10 protein-coding genes and 1 pseudogene are annotated in these 16,606 nt (G+C 74.2%); 1 reads left to right on the forward strand and 10 read right to left on the reverse strand.

Annotated features, from left to right (window positions below; genetic code table 11):
* Positions 1-242: 242 nt before the first annotated feature.
* The 8 genes and pseudogenes from ABR737_RS42230 to ABR737_RS42265 all read right to left on the reverse strand — a co-directional run bounded on the left by ABR737_RS42230 (position 243) and on the right by ABR737_RS42265 (position 13,947).
* Complete coding sequence (locus ABR737_RS42230) at positions 243-2,540, reverse strand: condensation domain-containing protein (RefSeq protein WP_350257132.1); 2,298 nt, start codon at positions 2,538-2,540, stop codon at positions 243-245.
* Positions 2,434-3,117 (reverse strand): annotated as a pseudogene (locus ABR737_RS42235) (condensation domain-containing protein); the annotation flags it as partial. The pseudogene ABR737_RS42235 and the gene ABR737_RS42230, both read right to left, overlap by 107 nt.
* Complete coding sequence (locus ABR737_RS42240; protein WP_350256438.1) at positions 3,107-5,023, reverse strand: amino acid adenylation domain-containing protein; 1,917 nt, start codon at positions 5,021-5,023, stop codon at positions 3,107-3,109. The pseudogene ABR737_RS42235 and the gene ABR737_RS42240, both read right to left, overlap by 11 nt.
* A gap of 1 nt (position 5,024) precedes the next feature.
* Positions 5,025-6,962: a non-ribosomal peptide synthetase gene (locus ABR737_RS42245; protein WP_350256439.1), complete on the reverse strand. Its 1,938-nt coding sequence runs from the start codon at positions 6,960-6,962 to the stop codon at positions 5,025-5,027.
* The gene (locus tag ABR737_RS42250; protein ID WP_350256440.1) at positions 6,962-10,165 is read right to left on the reverse strand and encodes a non-ribosomal peptide synthetase; all 3,204 of its coding nucleotides are present in this window, start codon (positions 10,163-10,165) and stop codon (positions 6,962-6,964) included. The genes ABR737_RS42245 and ABR737_RS42250 overlap by 1 nt, the downstream gene beginning before the upstream one ends.
* A 141-nt stretch (positions 10,166-10,306) precedes the next feature.
* A complete protein-coding gene (locus ABR737_RS42255; protein ID WP_350256441.1) occupies positions 10,307-11,602 on the reverse strand; it encodes a non-ribosomal peptide synthetase in 1,296 nt (431 codons plus the stop codon).
* Positions 11,603-11,709: 107 nt separating this feature from the next.
* Positions 11,710-13,017 carry an MFS transporter gene (locus tag ABR737_RS42260; protein WP_350256442.1) on the reverse strand — a complete coding sequence of 436 codons (1,308 nt, stop codon included), beginning with the start codon at positions 13,015-13,017 and terminating at the stop codon, positions 11,710-11,712.
* 354 nt (positions 13,018-13,371) lie between these two features.
* Complete coding sequence (locus ABR737_RS42265; protein ID WP_350256443.1) at positions 13,372-13,947, reverse strand: TetR/AcrR family transcriptional regulator; 576 nt, start codon at positions 13,945-13,947, stop codon at positions 13,372-13,374.
* 92 nt (positions 13,948-14,039) lie between these two features.
* Here ABR737_RS42265 and ABR737_RS42270 point away from each other — a divergent pair, with 92 nt between their 5' ends.
* A complete protein-coding gene (locus ABR737_RS42270; protein WP_350256444.1) occupies positions 14,040-15,179 on the forward strand; it encodes an agmatine deiminase family protein in 1,140 nt (379 codons plus the stop codon).
* 86 nt (positions 15,180-15,265) lie between these two features.
* Here the strand turns inward: ABR737_RS42270 and ABR737_RS42275 are convergent, their stop codons facing one another.
* Positions 15,266-15,799, reverse strand: a complete 534-nt coding sequence (locus ABR737_RS42275; protein WP_350256445.1) for a nuclear transport factor 2 family protein — start codon at positions 15,797-15,799, stop codon at positions 15,266-15,268.
* Positions 15,783-16,604, reverse strand: coding sequence for a class I SAM-dependent methyltransferase (locus ABR737_RS42280; protein ID WP_350256446.1), 822 nt, complete (start codon positions 16,602-16,604; stop codon positions 15,783-15,785). Before ABR737_RS42280 ends, ABR737_RS42275 begins: the two co-directional genes overlap by 17 nt.
* Positions 16,605-16,606: the final 2 nt, after the last annotated feature.

Genomic DNA, 16,606 nt, shown 5'->3' on the forward strand with positions numbered 1-16,606 from the left:
ACCGGTACCGGTGGACCGGGGTGTCGCGCTCCGGTGGCGGTCAGGCACCCGGAGGGCGTCGGCCCCGGCAGCCCGCCCATGGTCGCAAGCCGGCCCCGGGAATCGGTGCGGGGCAGGCCGAGAGCCGGGATTATCCCGGATCGGGGAACCCGATCGCGCGCCGGAGGCGAGGGGCGGCAACGGGAGACGCCCGGTGGCCCCCCACGGGTCACCGGGCGTCTGGTGCCGATCTGCCGGGCCTTTCAGCGCTCGGCAGGTCCGGTCATCGCGGCCAGCACGGAGCGCCAGTCCTCGTCCGGCTGTGCGCGCAGGGACGGTGCCAGCCGACCGGCGTGGTAGTGCCAGCGGTGATCGAGGTCCGGGTGGACCTCGTCCGTCTCCTGGATCTCGCTGTCGCTGCCGAGCAGTTCGGTCAGTCCGGTGGCGAGGTCCCGCCAGGAGAGGTGCCCGCTGACGGCGTTGGCGACGCCGTGCACGGGCGAGTCCAGACAGGAGACCACGGCCCGGGCCAGGGCCGCGGCATGCACCCAGGCCGCGCCGTACCACGCATGACCGTGCGTCCCCGGCCGAGGCAGGACGATCGGCCGCCCCTCCCGCGCCGCTTGGTACAGCACCCCGGTCGCACCCCAGCGCAACTGGTCCCGCAGCCGTTGGTGCGCTCCCCAGACGAGCGGGGAACGGACGGCGCTCGCGCCGCCCCGGCCCTGGGCGCCGGCCGCTCGCAGCAGCAGCCCTTCGCAGTCGACCTTCGCCTGTCCGTACCCGCTCAGCGGCTGTTGCGAGGCGGACTCCTCCGCCACCCACTCGCCGGCCGGGTGCCCGTAGGCGTCCACACTGCTGACGAAGACGAACGGGCCGCGCGACCAGGTGCCGACCATCGCGGCCATCGCCGTCACATCGACCTCGGGCCGGGTGAAGGTGCAGGCCGCGTGGATCACCGCGTCGGCGCTGTCGACGGCCTTGCGCAGGCCGTCGAGGTCGGTGAGGTCGCCCTCGATGACGTCCACGCCTTCCCCGGCGACGAGGTGGGCCGATTCGGGGCGGGCCAGGGCCAGGACCGGACGTCCCCGGGCGGCCAGTTCACGCAGGACGAACGCGCCGACCCCGCCGGTGCCGCCGGTGACCAGCACCGTGCCCTCGCGCGTGCGCCGCGGGCGGGAGGAGGCGGCCGTGGGCGCGGCGGCCCGCTCCGCCTCACGTGCCGCCAGCAGCGCGGTGACCGCGCGCGGGGTGCGGGCCTGCATGATGTCCAGGCCGGTCAGCGGCAGTTTCAGCGCCCGGCGCAGACGCTCGGCGAGCTGGACGGCGACCAGCGAGTGGCCGCCGAGCAGGAAGAAGTCGTCGTCCGGCCCGGGCTTGTGCCCCAGGAGGTCGGTGAACCCGTCGGTGACGGCATCCGCGTGTGCCCCCTCCGGTGCGGGGGCCGACGGGAACCCCGGGAGCCGGGCCGGATCGGGCGTGCCGTCGGCCGTGCGCGGCAGGGTGTCCAGCAGGGTCACCGCGGCGGGTACCAGGTCAGCGGCGAGCGCCGTGCGCAGCCGGGAGCGGAGCTCGGCGGGGGAGGGGCCGCCGATGCCGCGCAGTACGGCATAGGCCAGCAGCGGGCCGCCGGCCGGTTCGGCCACGGCGGCCTCGGCCACCTCGGGGTACGAGCGCAGCAGTGCCTCGGCCGGGTGTCCGCCGGTTTCGCCCCCGGCCGCCGCCGGCGGCCCGCCGGGCAGCCGGGACAGAGCGAGGCCCGGGTCGTCCGCCACCGCGGTGAGCAGGGCCGCGTAGTGCGCACCGAGAGCGGCCGCCGCCTCCTCGTCCAGCGCGGTCCGGCTGTACTGGACGAGTCCGGCGGGGGTTTCGGTGTCCACCATGCCGAAGGAGAGGTCGAACTTGGCTTCTCCGGCGCCGACTTCGACGTAGCTGTCCGCCAGGCCGGGCAGCCGCAGCGTCGTGGGTTCGCCCAGGACGTCCGAGGTCACCCGGATCAGCGCCGTCCCGTCGGCGCCGCGGGCGGCGGCGCCGAGGCGGTCGAGGATCAGGTCGAACGGGACCTCGCGGCGCTGCTGGGCGTCCAGCAGCGCCTCTCGTACCCGCTCCAGAAGGACGGTGAAGGACGGGTCGCCGGCGGTGTTCACGCGGACCGGAAGGGTGTTGACGCACAGTCCGACCAGGCCGCGCATCTCCGGGCCCTGCCGGTGGGTGCCGGCGACCCCGATCACCAGGTCGTCCTGGCCGGTGAAGCGGTGCAACGCGGCGAAGGACGCGGCGAGCGCGACGGTGAACAGGGTGGCCCGGTTGCGGCGGCCGAGTTCGCGCAGGGCGGCCGGTACCCGTGGGTCGAGCGGGGCGCTGTGGACACCGGCCGGGCGGACGCCGGTGTCGGCGGGGCGGGTGCGCGGGGCGGGGCAGACGCAGCGGGCGGACGCCTTCGAGGCGGCCTGCCCAGTGGTCCAGGCCCGCTTCCAGAGCGTCGGCGCCCGCCTGCTCGCGGCGCGCGAAGTCGGCGTACTGCGCCGGTTCCGGCTGCGCCTCGTCGGCGGTGTCCCCAGCGGCGGGGCCCCCGGTGACGGCCGCGTAGCTCCGGGCCAGTTCCCCGGCCACGGTCTCCAACGAGGCGCCGTCGATGGCGATGTGATGAAACGTCAGCAGAACGGTGTGGTCCTGCTCCCCGTGCCGCAGGACCAGTGCGCGTGGCAGGGGACCGGTGGCGAGATCGAAGGGGCGGTGCGCCTCCTCGGCCAGCAGCGCGCCGGCGCCGTCCGCGTCCGACTCCACGACGCGCGGCGCGATCGTCTCCGGAGCCGGCAGCACCTCCTGGTACGGCTCACCGTCCCGCTGTCCGTAGCGGGTACGCAGGATCTCGTGACGGCGTACCAGCGAGGTCAGCGCGGCGGCCAGCGCGTCCAGGTCGAGCGGGCCGCGCAGCCGGGTGGCGAAGGGCACGCTGTAGGAGGCGTCACCCTGGCCCAGCCGGTCCATCAGCCACATGCGGCGCTGGGCGTGGGAGAGCGGCGCGGGTCCTTGGCGGACGGGCGCGGGAGCGGCGGCGGGCCGGTCGGCGCGGGAGCGGGCCCGGCGCAGCAGCTCCTCCTGGAGCGCCGCGGCGGCGGGGGTGTCAGTGGCCATCGGTGTCCTCCGGGGCGCCGGGGCGCAGATCGCTGTGCGCGGCGAGGAGCGCGCGCTCGACCAGCGCGGCGTGCCCCGCCACCGTGGGGGCGGCGAAGAAGTCGGCGAGCGTCAGCTCGACACCGAGCTCTTCGCGCAGGTCGTCGGTGACCGCGAGCGCGAGCAGAGAATGACCGCCCAGCGCGAGGAAGTCGGCGTCCGCACGCGTGACCTCACGGCCCAGCGACCGGCCCCAGACCTCGGCGACGGCCTGCTCCAGCGGACCCAGCGGCCCGGCCGCCGCGTCGGGCAGGTCCGTGGTGACGAGATCCGTCAGCGCGCGGCGGTCGACCTTCCCCGAAGCGGTGAGCGGCAGCGCGTCGACCATCCGCACCTCGTCGGGCACCAGGTGGGCGGGCAGCACGCCGGCGAGCCGGTCCTGCAGGGTGGCGGGGCGCGGCACCGGGCCGGGCGCGGCCACGACGAAGGCGGCCAGGCGGGCGTCGTCGGGGGCGGGGCGGTGCACGGTCACGGCCGCGTCCGCCACCTCGGGCTGCTCCCGCAGGGCGTGTTCGATCTCCGCCGGTTCGATCCGGAAGCCCCGGATCTTCACCTGGTCGTCGGTCCGCCCGTGGAAGTCGAGGGTGCCGTCCGGACGCCGGGAGACGAGGTCACCGGAGCGGTAGAGGCGCCCCAGCCCCGGCTGCTCGCAAAAGCGCTCGGCGGTCAGCTGCGGCTGACCGGTGTAGCCCAGCGCCAGCCGGCTGCCGCCGATCCACAGTTCGCCGCGCTCCCCGTCCGGGACCGGCTGCCCTGAGTCGTCCAGAAGGTGCACGGTCGCGCCGGCGATCGGCCGGCCGATGGGCAGCTGACCGTCGCAGTCGGCGTCGGTGACGCGGTGGGCCGTGGTGAAGGTCGTCGCCTCCGTCGGCCCGTAGCCGTTGACCAGTTCGAGCCAGGGGAAGGCGTGCAGTACTTCGCGGGCATGGTGCGCGGACAGCGCCTCGCCGCCCACGATCACCGTGCGCAGCAGCGAGAAGAGCCGCGAGCGGCGGGCGGCCAGCTGGTGGAAGAGCGCGGTGGTGAAGAAGGCGACGGTGACACCGTGGCGCTCCACGTGCCGGGCCAGGTCCTCGAACGAGGGCCGTTCGGCGGTGCACACCACCACGGCGGCTCCGTTGGCCAGGGCTCCCCACACCTCGAAGGTCGAGGCGTCGAAAGTCATCGGCGAGTGGAAGAGCACCCGGTCGCGGGAGGTGAGGGTGAGGTACGCCGGGTCAAAGACCAGCTCGGCGATCGCACGGTGCGGGAGGGCCACGCCCTTGGGACGGCCGGTCGAGCCCGAGGTGAACATGATGAACGCCGCGGCGTCCGGGCCGAGTTCGGCGCCGGGGAGGTCACCGCCGTCCACCAGCGGTGCACCGGGCAGCGCAAGAGTCGCACCGGAGAGCTCCGCCGATTCGAGGAGCTTGCCGTCGCCAACGGTCAGCGTGGCGCCCGCGTCGGCGGCCAGGGCCTCGGAACGGGAGCGCGGATGCGCCGGATCGAGCGGTACGCACACGGCGCCCGCCCACCACAGCGCGAGCTGGGCGACGACCGTGCGGGCGGAGCGCGGCATCAGCAGCGCCACGGCGTCACCCTGGCGCACGCCGTGCTCGCGCAGATGGGCGGCGAGCGCCCGGGCCGAGGAGACGAGCTGGGCGTAGGTGAGCGTGGTGTCGCCGTCCGCCACGGCCAGGGCCTGCGGGGTCCGTGCGGCATGCCAGGCCACCAGGGCCGTCAGCCCGGCGGTGGGTGCGGGCTGCCCGGCCTCCGGGGCGGACGCGGGGCGGTCAGCGGCCGGGGTGCGCTCGTCCTGCGGGGTGCCTTCGGTGGGCACGGGATCGTCCTTCCGGGTGTCGGGGTGGTGCGGGGTGGGGGTGGTCATCTCAGGCTCCCGCCGGTTGCCGGGCGGCGAGGCGGGTGTCGACGAGCAGCGCGACGGCACGCAGGTCCGGCTGGCGCAGCAGCTCGGGGGCGCGCAGCCGGACACCGCTCTCCTTCTCGATGACGGTCAGCAGCCGGGCGGCGAGCAGCGAGGTGCCGCCGGCCCCGGTGAAGCTCTCGGTCAGCGAGACCTCGGACCGGGCGAGCAGATCGCGTACGGCGCTCAGCACCAGCCGCTCGCCGGGGGTCGCGCCGCCGATCGGGTCGCCGTCCGCGGGGGCATCGCCGGGACGCGGCGCCTCGGCGGCTGCCTGCCGCGCCAGCTCGGCCCGGTCCACCTTGCCGTTGGCGTCCAGGGGGAAGGAGTCCACGATCCGGACGTCCGAGGGCACCGCCTGCTCAGGAAGCCAGGCGCGTACGGCGGGCAGCAGCGCCTCGGCGGTGAGCACGGCGCCGGCCGCCGGCCGTACATACGCCACCAGCCGGGTGTGGCCGTCGGCGGTACGCGGCGCGGTGACCACGGCGCCGAGGACCGCCGGGTCCTTCTCGAACGCGGCCTCCACCTCGGCCGGTTCGATCCGTACCCCGCTGATCTTGACCTGGTCGTCGAGGCGGCCCAGAAACTCCAGCGTACCGTCGTCCGGCATCCGCACCCGGTCACCGGTGTGGTACAAGCGCTCCACTCCCGGCAGATCGATCCCCTCGGGCACGGCCAGGAAGCGCCGCGCGGTCAGGTCGGGATCGAGGTAACCGAGCGCCAGACCGCTTCCGCCGATGAGGAGTTCACCCTCCGCTCCCCGTGCGACCGGCCGGCCGTCCGCGTCGGCGACGACCACGGTCACGCCGGGGAGGGGATGGCCGATCGGCGGCGCGGACTCCGTGCCCGCCGCGTCGTCCGTGCCCTGCATGGCGTACACGGTGGAGACCACGGTGGCCTCGGCCGGACCGTAGGCGTTGTGGACGGTGGCGGTCACCTCGGCGCCCGGCCGGCGCCGCATCCGGTCACCGCCCACGAACAGATGACGCAGCGCCAGGCCCTGTGGCCAGGGCCGTTCCAGCAGCGGCTCCACCATCGGGGTGGCCGAGACCACCGCCGTGACCGCGGACGCACGCCACCAGTCGGCCAGCACCACCGGGTCCCAGCGGACCTCGTCCGGCGCGGGCACCAGCGCCGCCCCGGACGTCAGCCCGGCCCACAGCTCCATCAGATGAGGGTCGAACGCGACGCCGATCAGCAGGGACTGCCGGTCGCCGGGGGCCAGCCCGGTCGTCGCGCGGTACCAGTCCAGCAGGGTGCCGAGCGCGGGCTCGCCGACGGCCACCGCCTTGGGGCGGCCGGTGGATCCTGAGGTCAGCACGGCGTAGAACGCCCCGGGGGGTGCGGAACGGGCCGTGGGGCCGGGGGCGGTGAATGCCGCCACCACCATGGCGGTGGCGTTGGCGCCCTCGCCCGGCAGCGCCAGCGGCAGGTGTTCGGCGCTCCGGTGCCGGGGCGGCAGGACCTCGGGATCGCCGATCAGACAGACGACGTTCAGGTCCTCGGTGACGGCGTCGGTACGGCGCTCACCGGGACGCGGGCCCAGCGGCAGATAGACGGCGCCGATCCTGGCGAGCGCGACGGCGGTCACCACGAGTGCGGCCGAACGGTCGAGGCAGACGCCGACCAGGTCTCCGGGGCGTACCCGGTCACGCAGCGCCCGGGCGGCCTCGTCGGCGGCGGTGTCGATCTGCCGGTACGTCCAGCGGTGCGCACCGTCGATCACCGCCGGAGCCTGCGGGGAGCGGGCGGCCCACTCCTCGAAGAGGGCGAGCACGCCGCTCCCGCCGGCGGTGGCGGGCAGCGCGCCACTGGCGATGCTGAGCGAGCCCTGCGGTGCGGGCAGTCGGGTGCCGGAGGCGGTCGTCGGGGCCGGCGTCCGGGCGGTCATCGGCTGGGTCATCAGGACTCCGTCACGGTGGTCGAAGCGGCGGGAGCGGGCACGGCGGGGGTGCCGACGGCCGCGAGCGCGGTGGCCTGGTCGGCCAGCACCGGGTTCTGGAACAGCAGCCGCAGCGGCGGACGCTGCCCCAGCCGCGGTTCGAGCCAGGCCGCCAGCTGCGCGGCGAGCAGCGAGTGGCCGCCGGCCCGGAAGAAGTCGGAGGACGCGTCGAAGCGGTCGTGGCCCAGGGCCTCCCGCCAGCCCTCGGCGAGCAGTTCCGTCATCGGATCGGAGGCCGGCGCCGGACCGGACGGCAGCTGCGCCGGGGCGCCGGGGCTCTCCTCGGCGGGGGCGGCCGGCTCCATTACGGCGGCCCGGAGGGTCAGCGCGGCACGGTCCGGCTTGCCGCCGGCCAGCCGCGGCATGGCGTCGAGCCGTGCCCAGCACCCCGGTACCAGCGCACTCGGCAGCCGGCGGCTGAGCTCGGTGTGCAAGGCCTGCTCGTCCCACGGCGCACCGTCGTCCGTGCCCTCCAGGAAACCGACGAGCCGGGGCCCGCCCGAGGCCGTACGGTCCAGGACGACGGCGCAGGAGCGGCCGCCGAGCGCGGCGGAGGCGGCGGCCTCCACCTCCTCCAGCTCGATGCGATACCCGCGCAGTTTGATCTGGTGGTCGCGTCGTCCCAGGAAGTACAGCAGCCCGTCGCGGCCGCGGTAGCCGAGGTCACCGGTGAGGTAGACCCGCTCACCGCCCAGGGCCTCGACGCCGAGGAACCGGGCGGCGGTGGTCTCCGGGTTGCCGACGTAGCCCTCGGCCAAGCCGGCTCCGGCGATGGCCAGTTCGCCGACCGCGCCGTCCGGCAGCGGCCGGTGGTGTGCGTCCAGGACATGGATCCGTTCGCCGGGCAGCTCGGTGCCGAGCGGGATCTCCGCACCGTCGGCGAGACCGTCCGGGGTGAGCTCGTGGACGGTGGAGCTGATGGCGGCTTCCGTGACGCCGTAGACGTTGAGCACGGTGGTGTCGGTGTCGGCCAGGTAGGCACGCATCACGTCCGCCGGGAGGCGTTCACCACCGAGCACCAGCAGCCGCGGCGTCCAGTGCCCGTCGCGCAGCACGGGGCGCATCTCCTCGCGGGTGGCGAGGAAGTAACTGGTCGGCAGGTTCGCCACGGTGACCCGCGCGGCGACCAGCAGCGAGGCCAGCTCGGTGCCGGTCAGCACCTCGTGCTCGGGGGCGACCAGGCACGCCCCGGCGTACAGCGACGGCAGCACCTCCTCGAGGGCCACGTCGAACGTCGGCTGCGCGAACAGCAGCACCCGGTCACCCGGTTCCAGGCCGAACCGGTCGGCGGCGCCGGTCAGATGGTTCTCCAGTGCCGCACGGCCGACGGCGACGGGCTTCGGAATGCCCGTCGAACCGGAGGTGTGGATGATGTACGCGGCACCGGGGACGACCTCGGCCGCCCGCGCCGGCGGCAGGGCCGGGGCGTCGACGGTGGCCGCCGGCAGCCCGTCGGGAAGCGTGACGGGGGCCTCCGCGGAGGTCAGCACCAGCGCCGGAGCCAGCCGGCCCAGCAGCAGCTCCAGGCGGGCCGGCGGGTCGGACGGCGAGAGCGGGCAGTACACCGCACGGGTCCGCAGACAGGCCAGCAGCGCCACGACCGAGTCGGCGCCACGGGGCAGTACGGCGGCCACCGGCTGCCCGGCGGTCACCCCCGCCGCCCGCAGCCGCTGTGCCAGCGAGCTGACCCGGTCATCGAGGTCGCCGTAGCTGATCCGGCGGGCGCCGACGAGCAGCGCGGGCAGGGACGGGTCGTGCGCGGTGGCCGGGTCGAGCGGGTCGTGTGCCGGCGCCGGGGGAGCGGCGGCCGGGAGGGCCTGCGGCGGGGCCGGCGGCGCCAGGTCCGCCAGGGCGGCGCCGGGAGCGTCGAGGTAGGCCCGCAGCAGGTCCAGGAACCGCCCGGCGAGCAGCTTCGCCACGTCCTCGCCGAACATGTCGGCGTCGTAGTCCCACACCAGGGTCATCCCCGGCGCGCCGTGCCGGAGGCTGACCCCGCGCCGGTCGTCCGGCAGCAGCACCACGTCCAGGTCGAAGCGTGTGGTGCCGGTGTTGAAGCCCTCGAAGAGGGTGATCTCCAGACCGGGCACGTCGATCTCGGGCAGCTCGGCGTCGTGGGCGCTGAACATGACGCTGAACAGCGGGTTGTCGGCGCCGGAGGTGTGCAGCCCGAGCGTGCGGGTCAGCTCCTGGATCGGCACCTCCTGGTGCGGCAGCGCACGGATGAGGGTGTCGGTCACCTCGTCCATGGACTCCTCGGCCGGGGCGGCCGGGTCCAGCCGGAGCGCGAGCGGGATGGTGTTGACGAACATGCCCACCGCGCCCTCGAAACCGCGCGGGCGGTTGCCGACGGCGGTTCCGATCACCATCTGCGAGCGGCCGCTGTGCCGGCGCAGCAGCTCGGCGAAGAGCCCCAGCAGGGTGGCGAACGGCGTCAGACCGCGCTCCTTGGCATGGGCGCGCAGCGCCTGCGCCAGATCCGCGCCGATCGACTGCCGCAGCTGGCCACCGTGGTGGCGGCGCCGGGAGCCGGGCCGGGTCAGGCCGGGCAGCGGCATGTCGTAGGACATCTCGCGCAGTTCACCGGCCCAGAACTCCAGGCTGTCGCGCCGCTCCCCCCTCTCCTCGTCCTGGGCGCCCGCCCGAACGTGGTCGGCGTACGAGGGCGCGGGCGGCAGCTCCACCGGCTCGCCCAGGACGTGGCCCCGGTAGACGCTGAACACGTCGCGCAGCAGGATCGCGAACGAGTGGCCGTCGTGGATCAGATGGTGCTCGACATGGATGAGCCGGTGACGTTCCTCCGCGAGCCGGACCAGCGTCCAGCGCAGCAGCGGTGCCTCGAAGGTGTCGAGCGGGGTCTCCGCCTCGGTGCGCAGCAGCTCCTGGAACGCGGCCTCCGGGTCCGCCTCCCCGCTCAGGTCCACCGTGTGCAGCCGCGGCACACAGGCCTCGGCGACCCGCTGCCCCGGCATCGCTCCGTCCACGGCGACGAGTTCCAGCCGCAGACCGGGGTGCCGGTCGAGCGTGGCGGCGAGGCCGCGGCGCAGCGCCTCGGTGTCGAGGGTGCCCCACAGGTCGAGTGAGGCGGTGAAGTTGTAGGCGCGGCTGCCCGGTTGCACCTGTTCGTGCAGCCAGACGATCTCCTGTGACGAGGAGAGCGGAAGCATGGGCGGTCCCTGAGGTTGTGGGGGCGGGTTTTTCCGGCCGGGGCATGGTCGGGCCCGGCCTGGGGGTGCAGACCGGCCGCGGATCGCGCGGCTGGTCCTGCGGTGTCGGTAAGCAAGAGCGGGGCGGGGCCCCGGGAAGGGTCAGCCGGCCGTTGGCGCCGGGGTTCGCAGTGCGCCGGCGAGCGCGGTGAAGGCGCTCTCGGCGGTGTCGTCGGCGAGGATCGCGCGGTCCCACACCATGCGCAGATGCAGCTCGGGGCCCTGGGTGACGGCGACCGCGAAGGGGCCGCGCACGGCCCGTCCGTCGACCTGGATCTCACGGCCTGTCACCCCGCCCAGCCGCAGCGGGGGGTGCCGCCGGGCGTCGTCGACGGTCAGCATGCCGTCGAGCCGGCCGGTCCATCCGGAGCCGGCCGCGCGGGCGGCGTGCACCACGGCGTCGAACGGGGTGGCGGCATGGTCCAGGTCGTCCCACCAGGCCTCGGCCGTCGCGGACGCCGCGGGGGCGTCCCCGGTGGCGGTCGGGAAGACCACGGTGTTGAGGAAGCAGCCGAGCACCGGCGCGGCACCTTGCGGCCGGCCGCCCCACGGGTAGCCGAGCGGCACCACCTGCCCTGCCCCGAACAGCGCCGCCGCGGCCGCCCGGCAGGCGTTGAGCAGGTCGGGGAAGGGCACCCCGGCCGGCGGCGCGGGAATCCGCAGCGCGGCCGCACCGCTCGGCGCCGTCCCGGCAGGGAGGGCTGGGGGCCGTGCCGCGGGGGCCTGTTCGCGCACTGCGCGCAGCCGTTCGCCCCAGTACGCCATCGCCGCCGGTGCGCCCGCACGCTCCTCCGCGTCGAGCTGGAGCAGCACGGCGTCCCGGTAGGCGGCCAGCTCGGCCGAGACCTCCGAGGCGGAGGGCCGCTCGTCGCCGGCGTCCTCGTCGTAGGCCGCGCCGAGTTCTTCAACGATCCGCGCCAACGACTGACCGTCGCACGCGGCGTGGTCCAGGACCACGGCGAGCACGTCTTCCGCACCCTGCGGCCCGTCCTGCACCAGGAACAGCCGCAGCGGCGAACCCTGCGGGGTCCAGCTGCCCAGGGCGCGGCGCAGCACGGTGGCCGCATCCTCACCGGACGCGCAGTCCAGGCGGGTCACGGGTACCTGCGGCGCTTCCGGGCGCAGTGCGGGGGTGCCGCGCAGCACGGTGAGGCGGGAGCGCAGCACGGGGTGCAGGGCGGCGAGCCGGTTCGCGGCCGCCGTGAGGCGTACGGGATCCACCGAGCCGCGCGGAAAGGCGAAGAACATCGGCACGAGGTCCGGCCGCCCGGCGGGGTCCATGGCACGCACCAGTGCAAAGCGACGCTGGGCGCCCGTGACGGGCAGCAGGACCGGGGCCCCGTCGCCGGTTTCGAGTCGCCGGTAGCGGGCCAGGTACTGGCTCGTGATGCTGAGCACGTGATCCTCTCTGACATGACTGAGCTGCATCGCCCGAGGCGATGCGGGTGGGAAGGCCGTGCGCGGGGGCAGGCAGGAGGGGCGCGGCCGGAGGCGGTGACCGGCCGTCAACCGAGGGCGGCGGGTTCGGCCGCGCCGGACGCGGCGGCCTCCGGGTCCTCGGCAGGCCCCGTGGCGGGCAGGTCACGCATCCGCCGCAGCGGGGAGAGCAGCAGCGGCAGCGGTACGACCAGGAATCCGGCCGCACACCACACCAGCGCCCACCGGGCCCCGAAGGCCTCGGCCAGCGCACCGCCGGCCAGGGCACCGAGCGGCAGGGTGCCCCACATCAGGAACCGCAGAGTGGCGTTCATCCGGCCGAGCAGCCGGGGCGGGCACAGGGTCTGGCGGAAGCTCACCTGCGCGACGTTGTAGACCACGGCGCCGAAGAAGACCACGCCGGAGCCGAGGGCGAACAGCGCTGCCCCCGCGCCGCGTCCCGAGAGCGGCCACAGCAGCGCGAACGGGCCGGTGACCAGCGAGGACAGCCAGATGAGCCGGGCCTGGCCGAGCCGCGCGGCGAGCCGGCCCGCGCACAGTGCGCCGGCCAGTCCGCCCAGGGCCGAGGCGGCCAGCACAAGGCCCACCACTCCGGGCGCAAGGCCCAGCACCCGGACCAGGAAGACGGACTGGGTGGCCATCAGCACCGCGGCGAAGAAGTTGCCCAGCCCGGTCGCCACGGCGATCACCCGCAGCAAGCGGTGCCCGCACACAAAGCGCAGCCCCTCACCGATGTCCCGGCGCAGCGAGGCGTCCGGACGGCGTTCGGGAAGGCTCTCGGGCCGCTTGATGCGCCACAGGAACAGCGCGGAGAGCGCATAGCCGGCGGCGTCGGTGACGATGGCCAGGGCGGCCCCCAGCAACTGGACGAGACCGCCGCCGATGCCGGGCCCCGCGACCTGCGCCGAGGAACGGATCGTCTCCAGCGCCCCGTTGCCCGAGACCAGCTGGTCCTTGGGCAGCAGCTGGGGCAGGAAGCTCTGGTGGGCGACGTCGAAGAAGACCGTTGCCACGCCGGTCACCAGGGCGACGATGTACAGCTGCGCCATCGTCAGCACTCCGGTGACGGCGGCCAGCGGGATGCTCGCCATCGCGAGGGCCCGCACCACATCGGCGCGGATCATCAGCGGCAGCTTGCGCATCCGGTCGACCCAGGCCCCGGCCGGCAGCCCGACCAGCAGGAACGCGGCGGTCTCCGCGGCGGTGAGCAAGCCCACCTGGAAGGCGGGGGCGTCGAGTTCGAGCACCGCGACGAGGGGCAGGGCGACCAGGGTGACCTGGGCGCCGAGTTGTCCGGCCGCGGCACCGGCGAGCAGAAGACGGAAGTCGCGCAGGCGCAGCGGGCCGCTGGCCGCGGGTCGGGGTATGACGGGCATGTGGTGACCATCGCCGACCAGTCGATCAAGGGTCAAAACCCGATGCACACTTTCGGTCGGGTTTCTTCACCATTTACGCACCAGTACCGAAAATTCTTCGCCAGATTCCGGCAACCACCGCATGACCGCCACATGTTGACGCTCCTTGTGAGAAGGGGATTCCGGGGAGGCGGCATGATGGAACAGGGTGATCGTGCACAGAGGGTCACGTACCGGAATCCGACCGAAAACAGTCGTTGATGTCCTCTTATTGACCGAAGAAATCAGTTCCTCCGGTATGGCACCGCTCCACGGCAAAGGACCGGCCCCGCGGCTGTGACAGCCGCGGGGCCGGGCAGACCGGTGGAAGTCCCCTCAGGCGGGCCGGAGTTCCGCCTCGACGGCGCCGCGGATCAGCTCGTGTGCCCGCCGGAGCGAGGTGGTGCCGCTCAGCCAGCGTTCGCTCAAGCCCTCGACCAGGGCGGTGAGCCGTTCGGCCGCCGCGTGCGGGTCGGTGCGGGCGAGCCCCGGATCGGCGGCCTGGGCCCGGAGTATCAGGCCGGCGAGGTCGTCGTTCCACTCGCGGGTCGCGGTGGCCAGCAGCTCCCGCAGGTCCGGGTCGAAGACGGCGGTGGCCCGCAGCTCGCCCCACGCCGCGCTGTTCTCCCTGACGTGGGGCTCGTCCTGCAGTTCCCGCAGCAGGATCTCGGTGAGCTGGGTACGGGGATCGTCGGAGGCGTCGAGAGCGGCGTCGGTGTAGCGGACCGCACGTTGGTTGATGAACTCCAGGGTGCGGCGCAGCAGTCCGGTGCGGTCCTTGAAGTGGTAATAGATTAGCGCGGTCGAGACGCCGGCCTCCGCGGACACCTCCTCGACGCGCAGCCCGCGGACGCCGCGCCGGGCGATCAGCCGGGCGGCGGCTTCGAGGATCTGGGTGGGCCTGTCCGGCATCGCATGCTCCCGCGGTCCGAGGAATCAAGGTGGCTCGGCACCGATCATGCCCTACCATCGTCCTGACCGAAATTTCAGTCAGGGGGCTGAGCATGAACATATCCCGACGTCAGACACTGCAAGCGGCGGTCGTCGCCGCCGTGGGCGGGGCCTTGGGTGCCTGCGGTACCCAGGACGGCGGCCGGCCGGCGCCGCGCGGTGAGCGGGCCGTCCCCGCCGGCGCGAAGCCGGCCGGCGGATGGCGGCTGCCCGATGAGGCCCATCCGCACGAGTCGACCTACATGGCCTGGCCCACCCGCCGGATCTGGGGACCGGACATCAGCGGTGTACGCGATGACATCGCCCGTATCGCCCGGACCATCGCCGAGTTCGAGCCGGTACACCTCCTGGCCAACGAGCGGGAGGCGCAGGCGGCCCGGCGGGCTTGCGGGTCAGGGGTGGAGGTCGTCCCGGTCCCGGTGGACGACCTGTGGGCGCGGGACAGCGGACCGGTCTTCGTCCTCGGGCCCGACGGCATCGCCGGCGTCGACCTCAACTTCAACGGCTGGGGCGGCAAGCAGCCCCACGGCCGCGACAGCCGGGTGGCCCGAGCGGTCCTGGACGACGAGCGGATCACCCGGATCGAGGCACCGATCACCGCCGAGGGCGGGGCAGTGGAGGGCGACGGGCACGGGACCCTGCTGGTGGCCGAGAGCTCGCTGGTCAACGACAACCGCAACCCCGGCAAGTCCCGCAAGGACATCGAGCGGGCGCTCAAGGACCTGTTCGGCGCCACCACGGTGATCTGGGTGAAGGGCGTCAAGGGCAAGGACATCACGGACTATCACATCGATGCGCTGGCCCGCTTCTCCGAACCCGGCGTCGTGGTCCTGAGCACCCCGGCACCCCACGCCCCCCGGAACGACTTCACCGGCGCCTACGAACAGGCCCGCACGGTCCTGGAGCACGCCGTCGACGCCCGGGGGAAGCGGCTGGAGGTCGTCGATCTGTTCGAGCCGTCCGACATCGGGCGACGGGGGAAGGACTTCCTGGCCTGCTATGCGAACTACTACGTGGCCAACGGAGCGGTCATCATGCCCCGCTTCGGCGACCGGAAGGCCGACGGCGATGCCGCGGCCACCCTGAGGGACCTCTACCCGGGGCGGAAGGTGGTGCCCCTGCCCGTCGACAGCCTCGGCGAGGGCGGCGGCGGCATCCACTGTGCCACCCAGCAACGGCCCGAGGCCGGCTGAACCTCCCGGCCCGGGACGGCCGTCGGAGCGCCGGGGCGGTGCCGGCCGCGGCCGCCCGGGGCCGGGCCCCGGGCCGGGTGGCGGACTCAGCCGCGGCGCGTTTCGCCGGCCAGCTGATTGAACGGGCCGTCCGTCAGCGTCCCGTGCTGATCCGTCACGACCGGCAGCCGCGCCATCGTCTCCGCCGGGAGGAGGCCGGTCTGGCCGAGCACCGCGGCCTGGTCCCAGTAGATGTGCTCACCGGAGATCAGCGCGCCGTCGAACGAGACCACGGCGATGAGCGGGATCTCGACGCGCCGTCCGGTCGGCGGCACACCGGGCAGGATCCAGGGCACCTCGACGTCGTGAGTGAACGAGACCAGCATTTCGTCGACGAGCCGCGTCCCGCCCGTGGTGCGGGTCAGCGGCTCGATGGCGAAGTCCGCCGCGTTGTGCCCCACGAACCAGCGGCGGTAGAAGTGCCGCACGGACGCCCTGCCGCGGGCGCCCATCGCCGTCGGCACATGCACCACCTCAGGCTCGTCCGACATGGTGGCCATCGTCGTGTCGAGATCGAGACTGCTGAACTCGCTGGTGGTGTGCAGCTCCCAGACACGCTCCTGGTCAGAAGTGCTGGTCACAGGCGGCCTCCTCGGTCTTCCAGCCCCAAGCGGTGAGCATCCCCGGGGAGAGGCCGGCGCACCTGGGCGAGGACAGCTCGCGCACCGCCCGCTCGATCTGCGCCTCGTCCACCCGCCCGGTCGCCAGCATGGCGTCCCGCGTCCTGTCCCATGTATCAGCCCAGAAGCGGCTGATCGCGCTGTCCGGCACCAACGGGGGAACGTGGATCTCGGCGGCCACCTGGTACAGCCCCTCCTCGTGCAGGAGCTGCGGGTAATCCGGCACCCAGGAGATGTCCGTGCCGATGGTCTCCCGCAGTGCCTGCCACATCGCCCGCATGACCGTGGTGTACCGGGTGGCCGGGGCGGTGGCGGTCGTCAGGTCCACGGCGTCGCTGAGCACCAGCACACCGTCGGGCGCGACCAGCGAGACCAGCTTGGCGATCATGCGGCGCCACGAGCGCAGATGCATCAGGACGAACCGCGCGTGCACCAGCCGGAACCGGCCGGGGTGGAAGTCCGGGGCGGTGATGTCGGCGTCCAGCGTCGTCAGGCCCGGTGTCCCGTCGGCGGTGAGGAAGCGGGTGTCACGGTCCACCGCGAGGACCGTCGAGACACCGGCCGACTCCAGCAGCCACCGCGCGAGGGTGCCGGTCCCCGCGCCCACGTCCAGGCAGTTCCAGCCGGGACCGGCTCCCAGCGCCGTCAGCCGGGCGGCGCTCACCTCGTCGTAGGCGAGCGCCCCCAGGTCGATGCGACCGGCCTCGCCGGTCTCCTCCGGGCGGAACATACCTTCGCCGTAGCGCCCGGTATCCGTACCCCGCACGT

Origin of the sequence: Streptomyces sp. Edi2, assembly GCF_040253635.1 — a bacterium.
Lineage (GTDB): Bacteria > Actinomycetota > Actinomycetes > Streptomycetales > Streptomycetaceae > Streptomyces.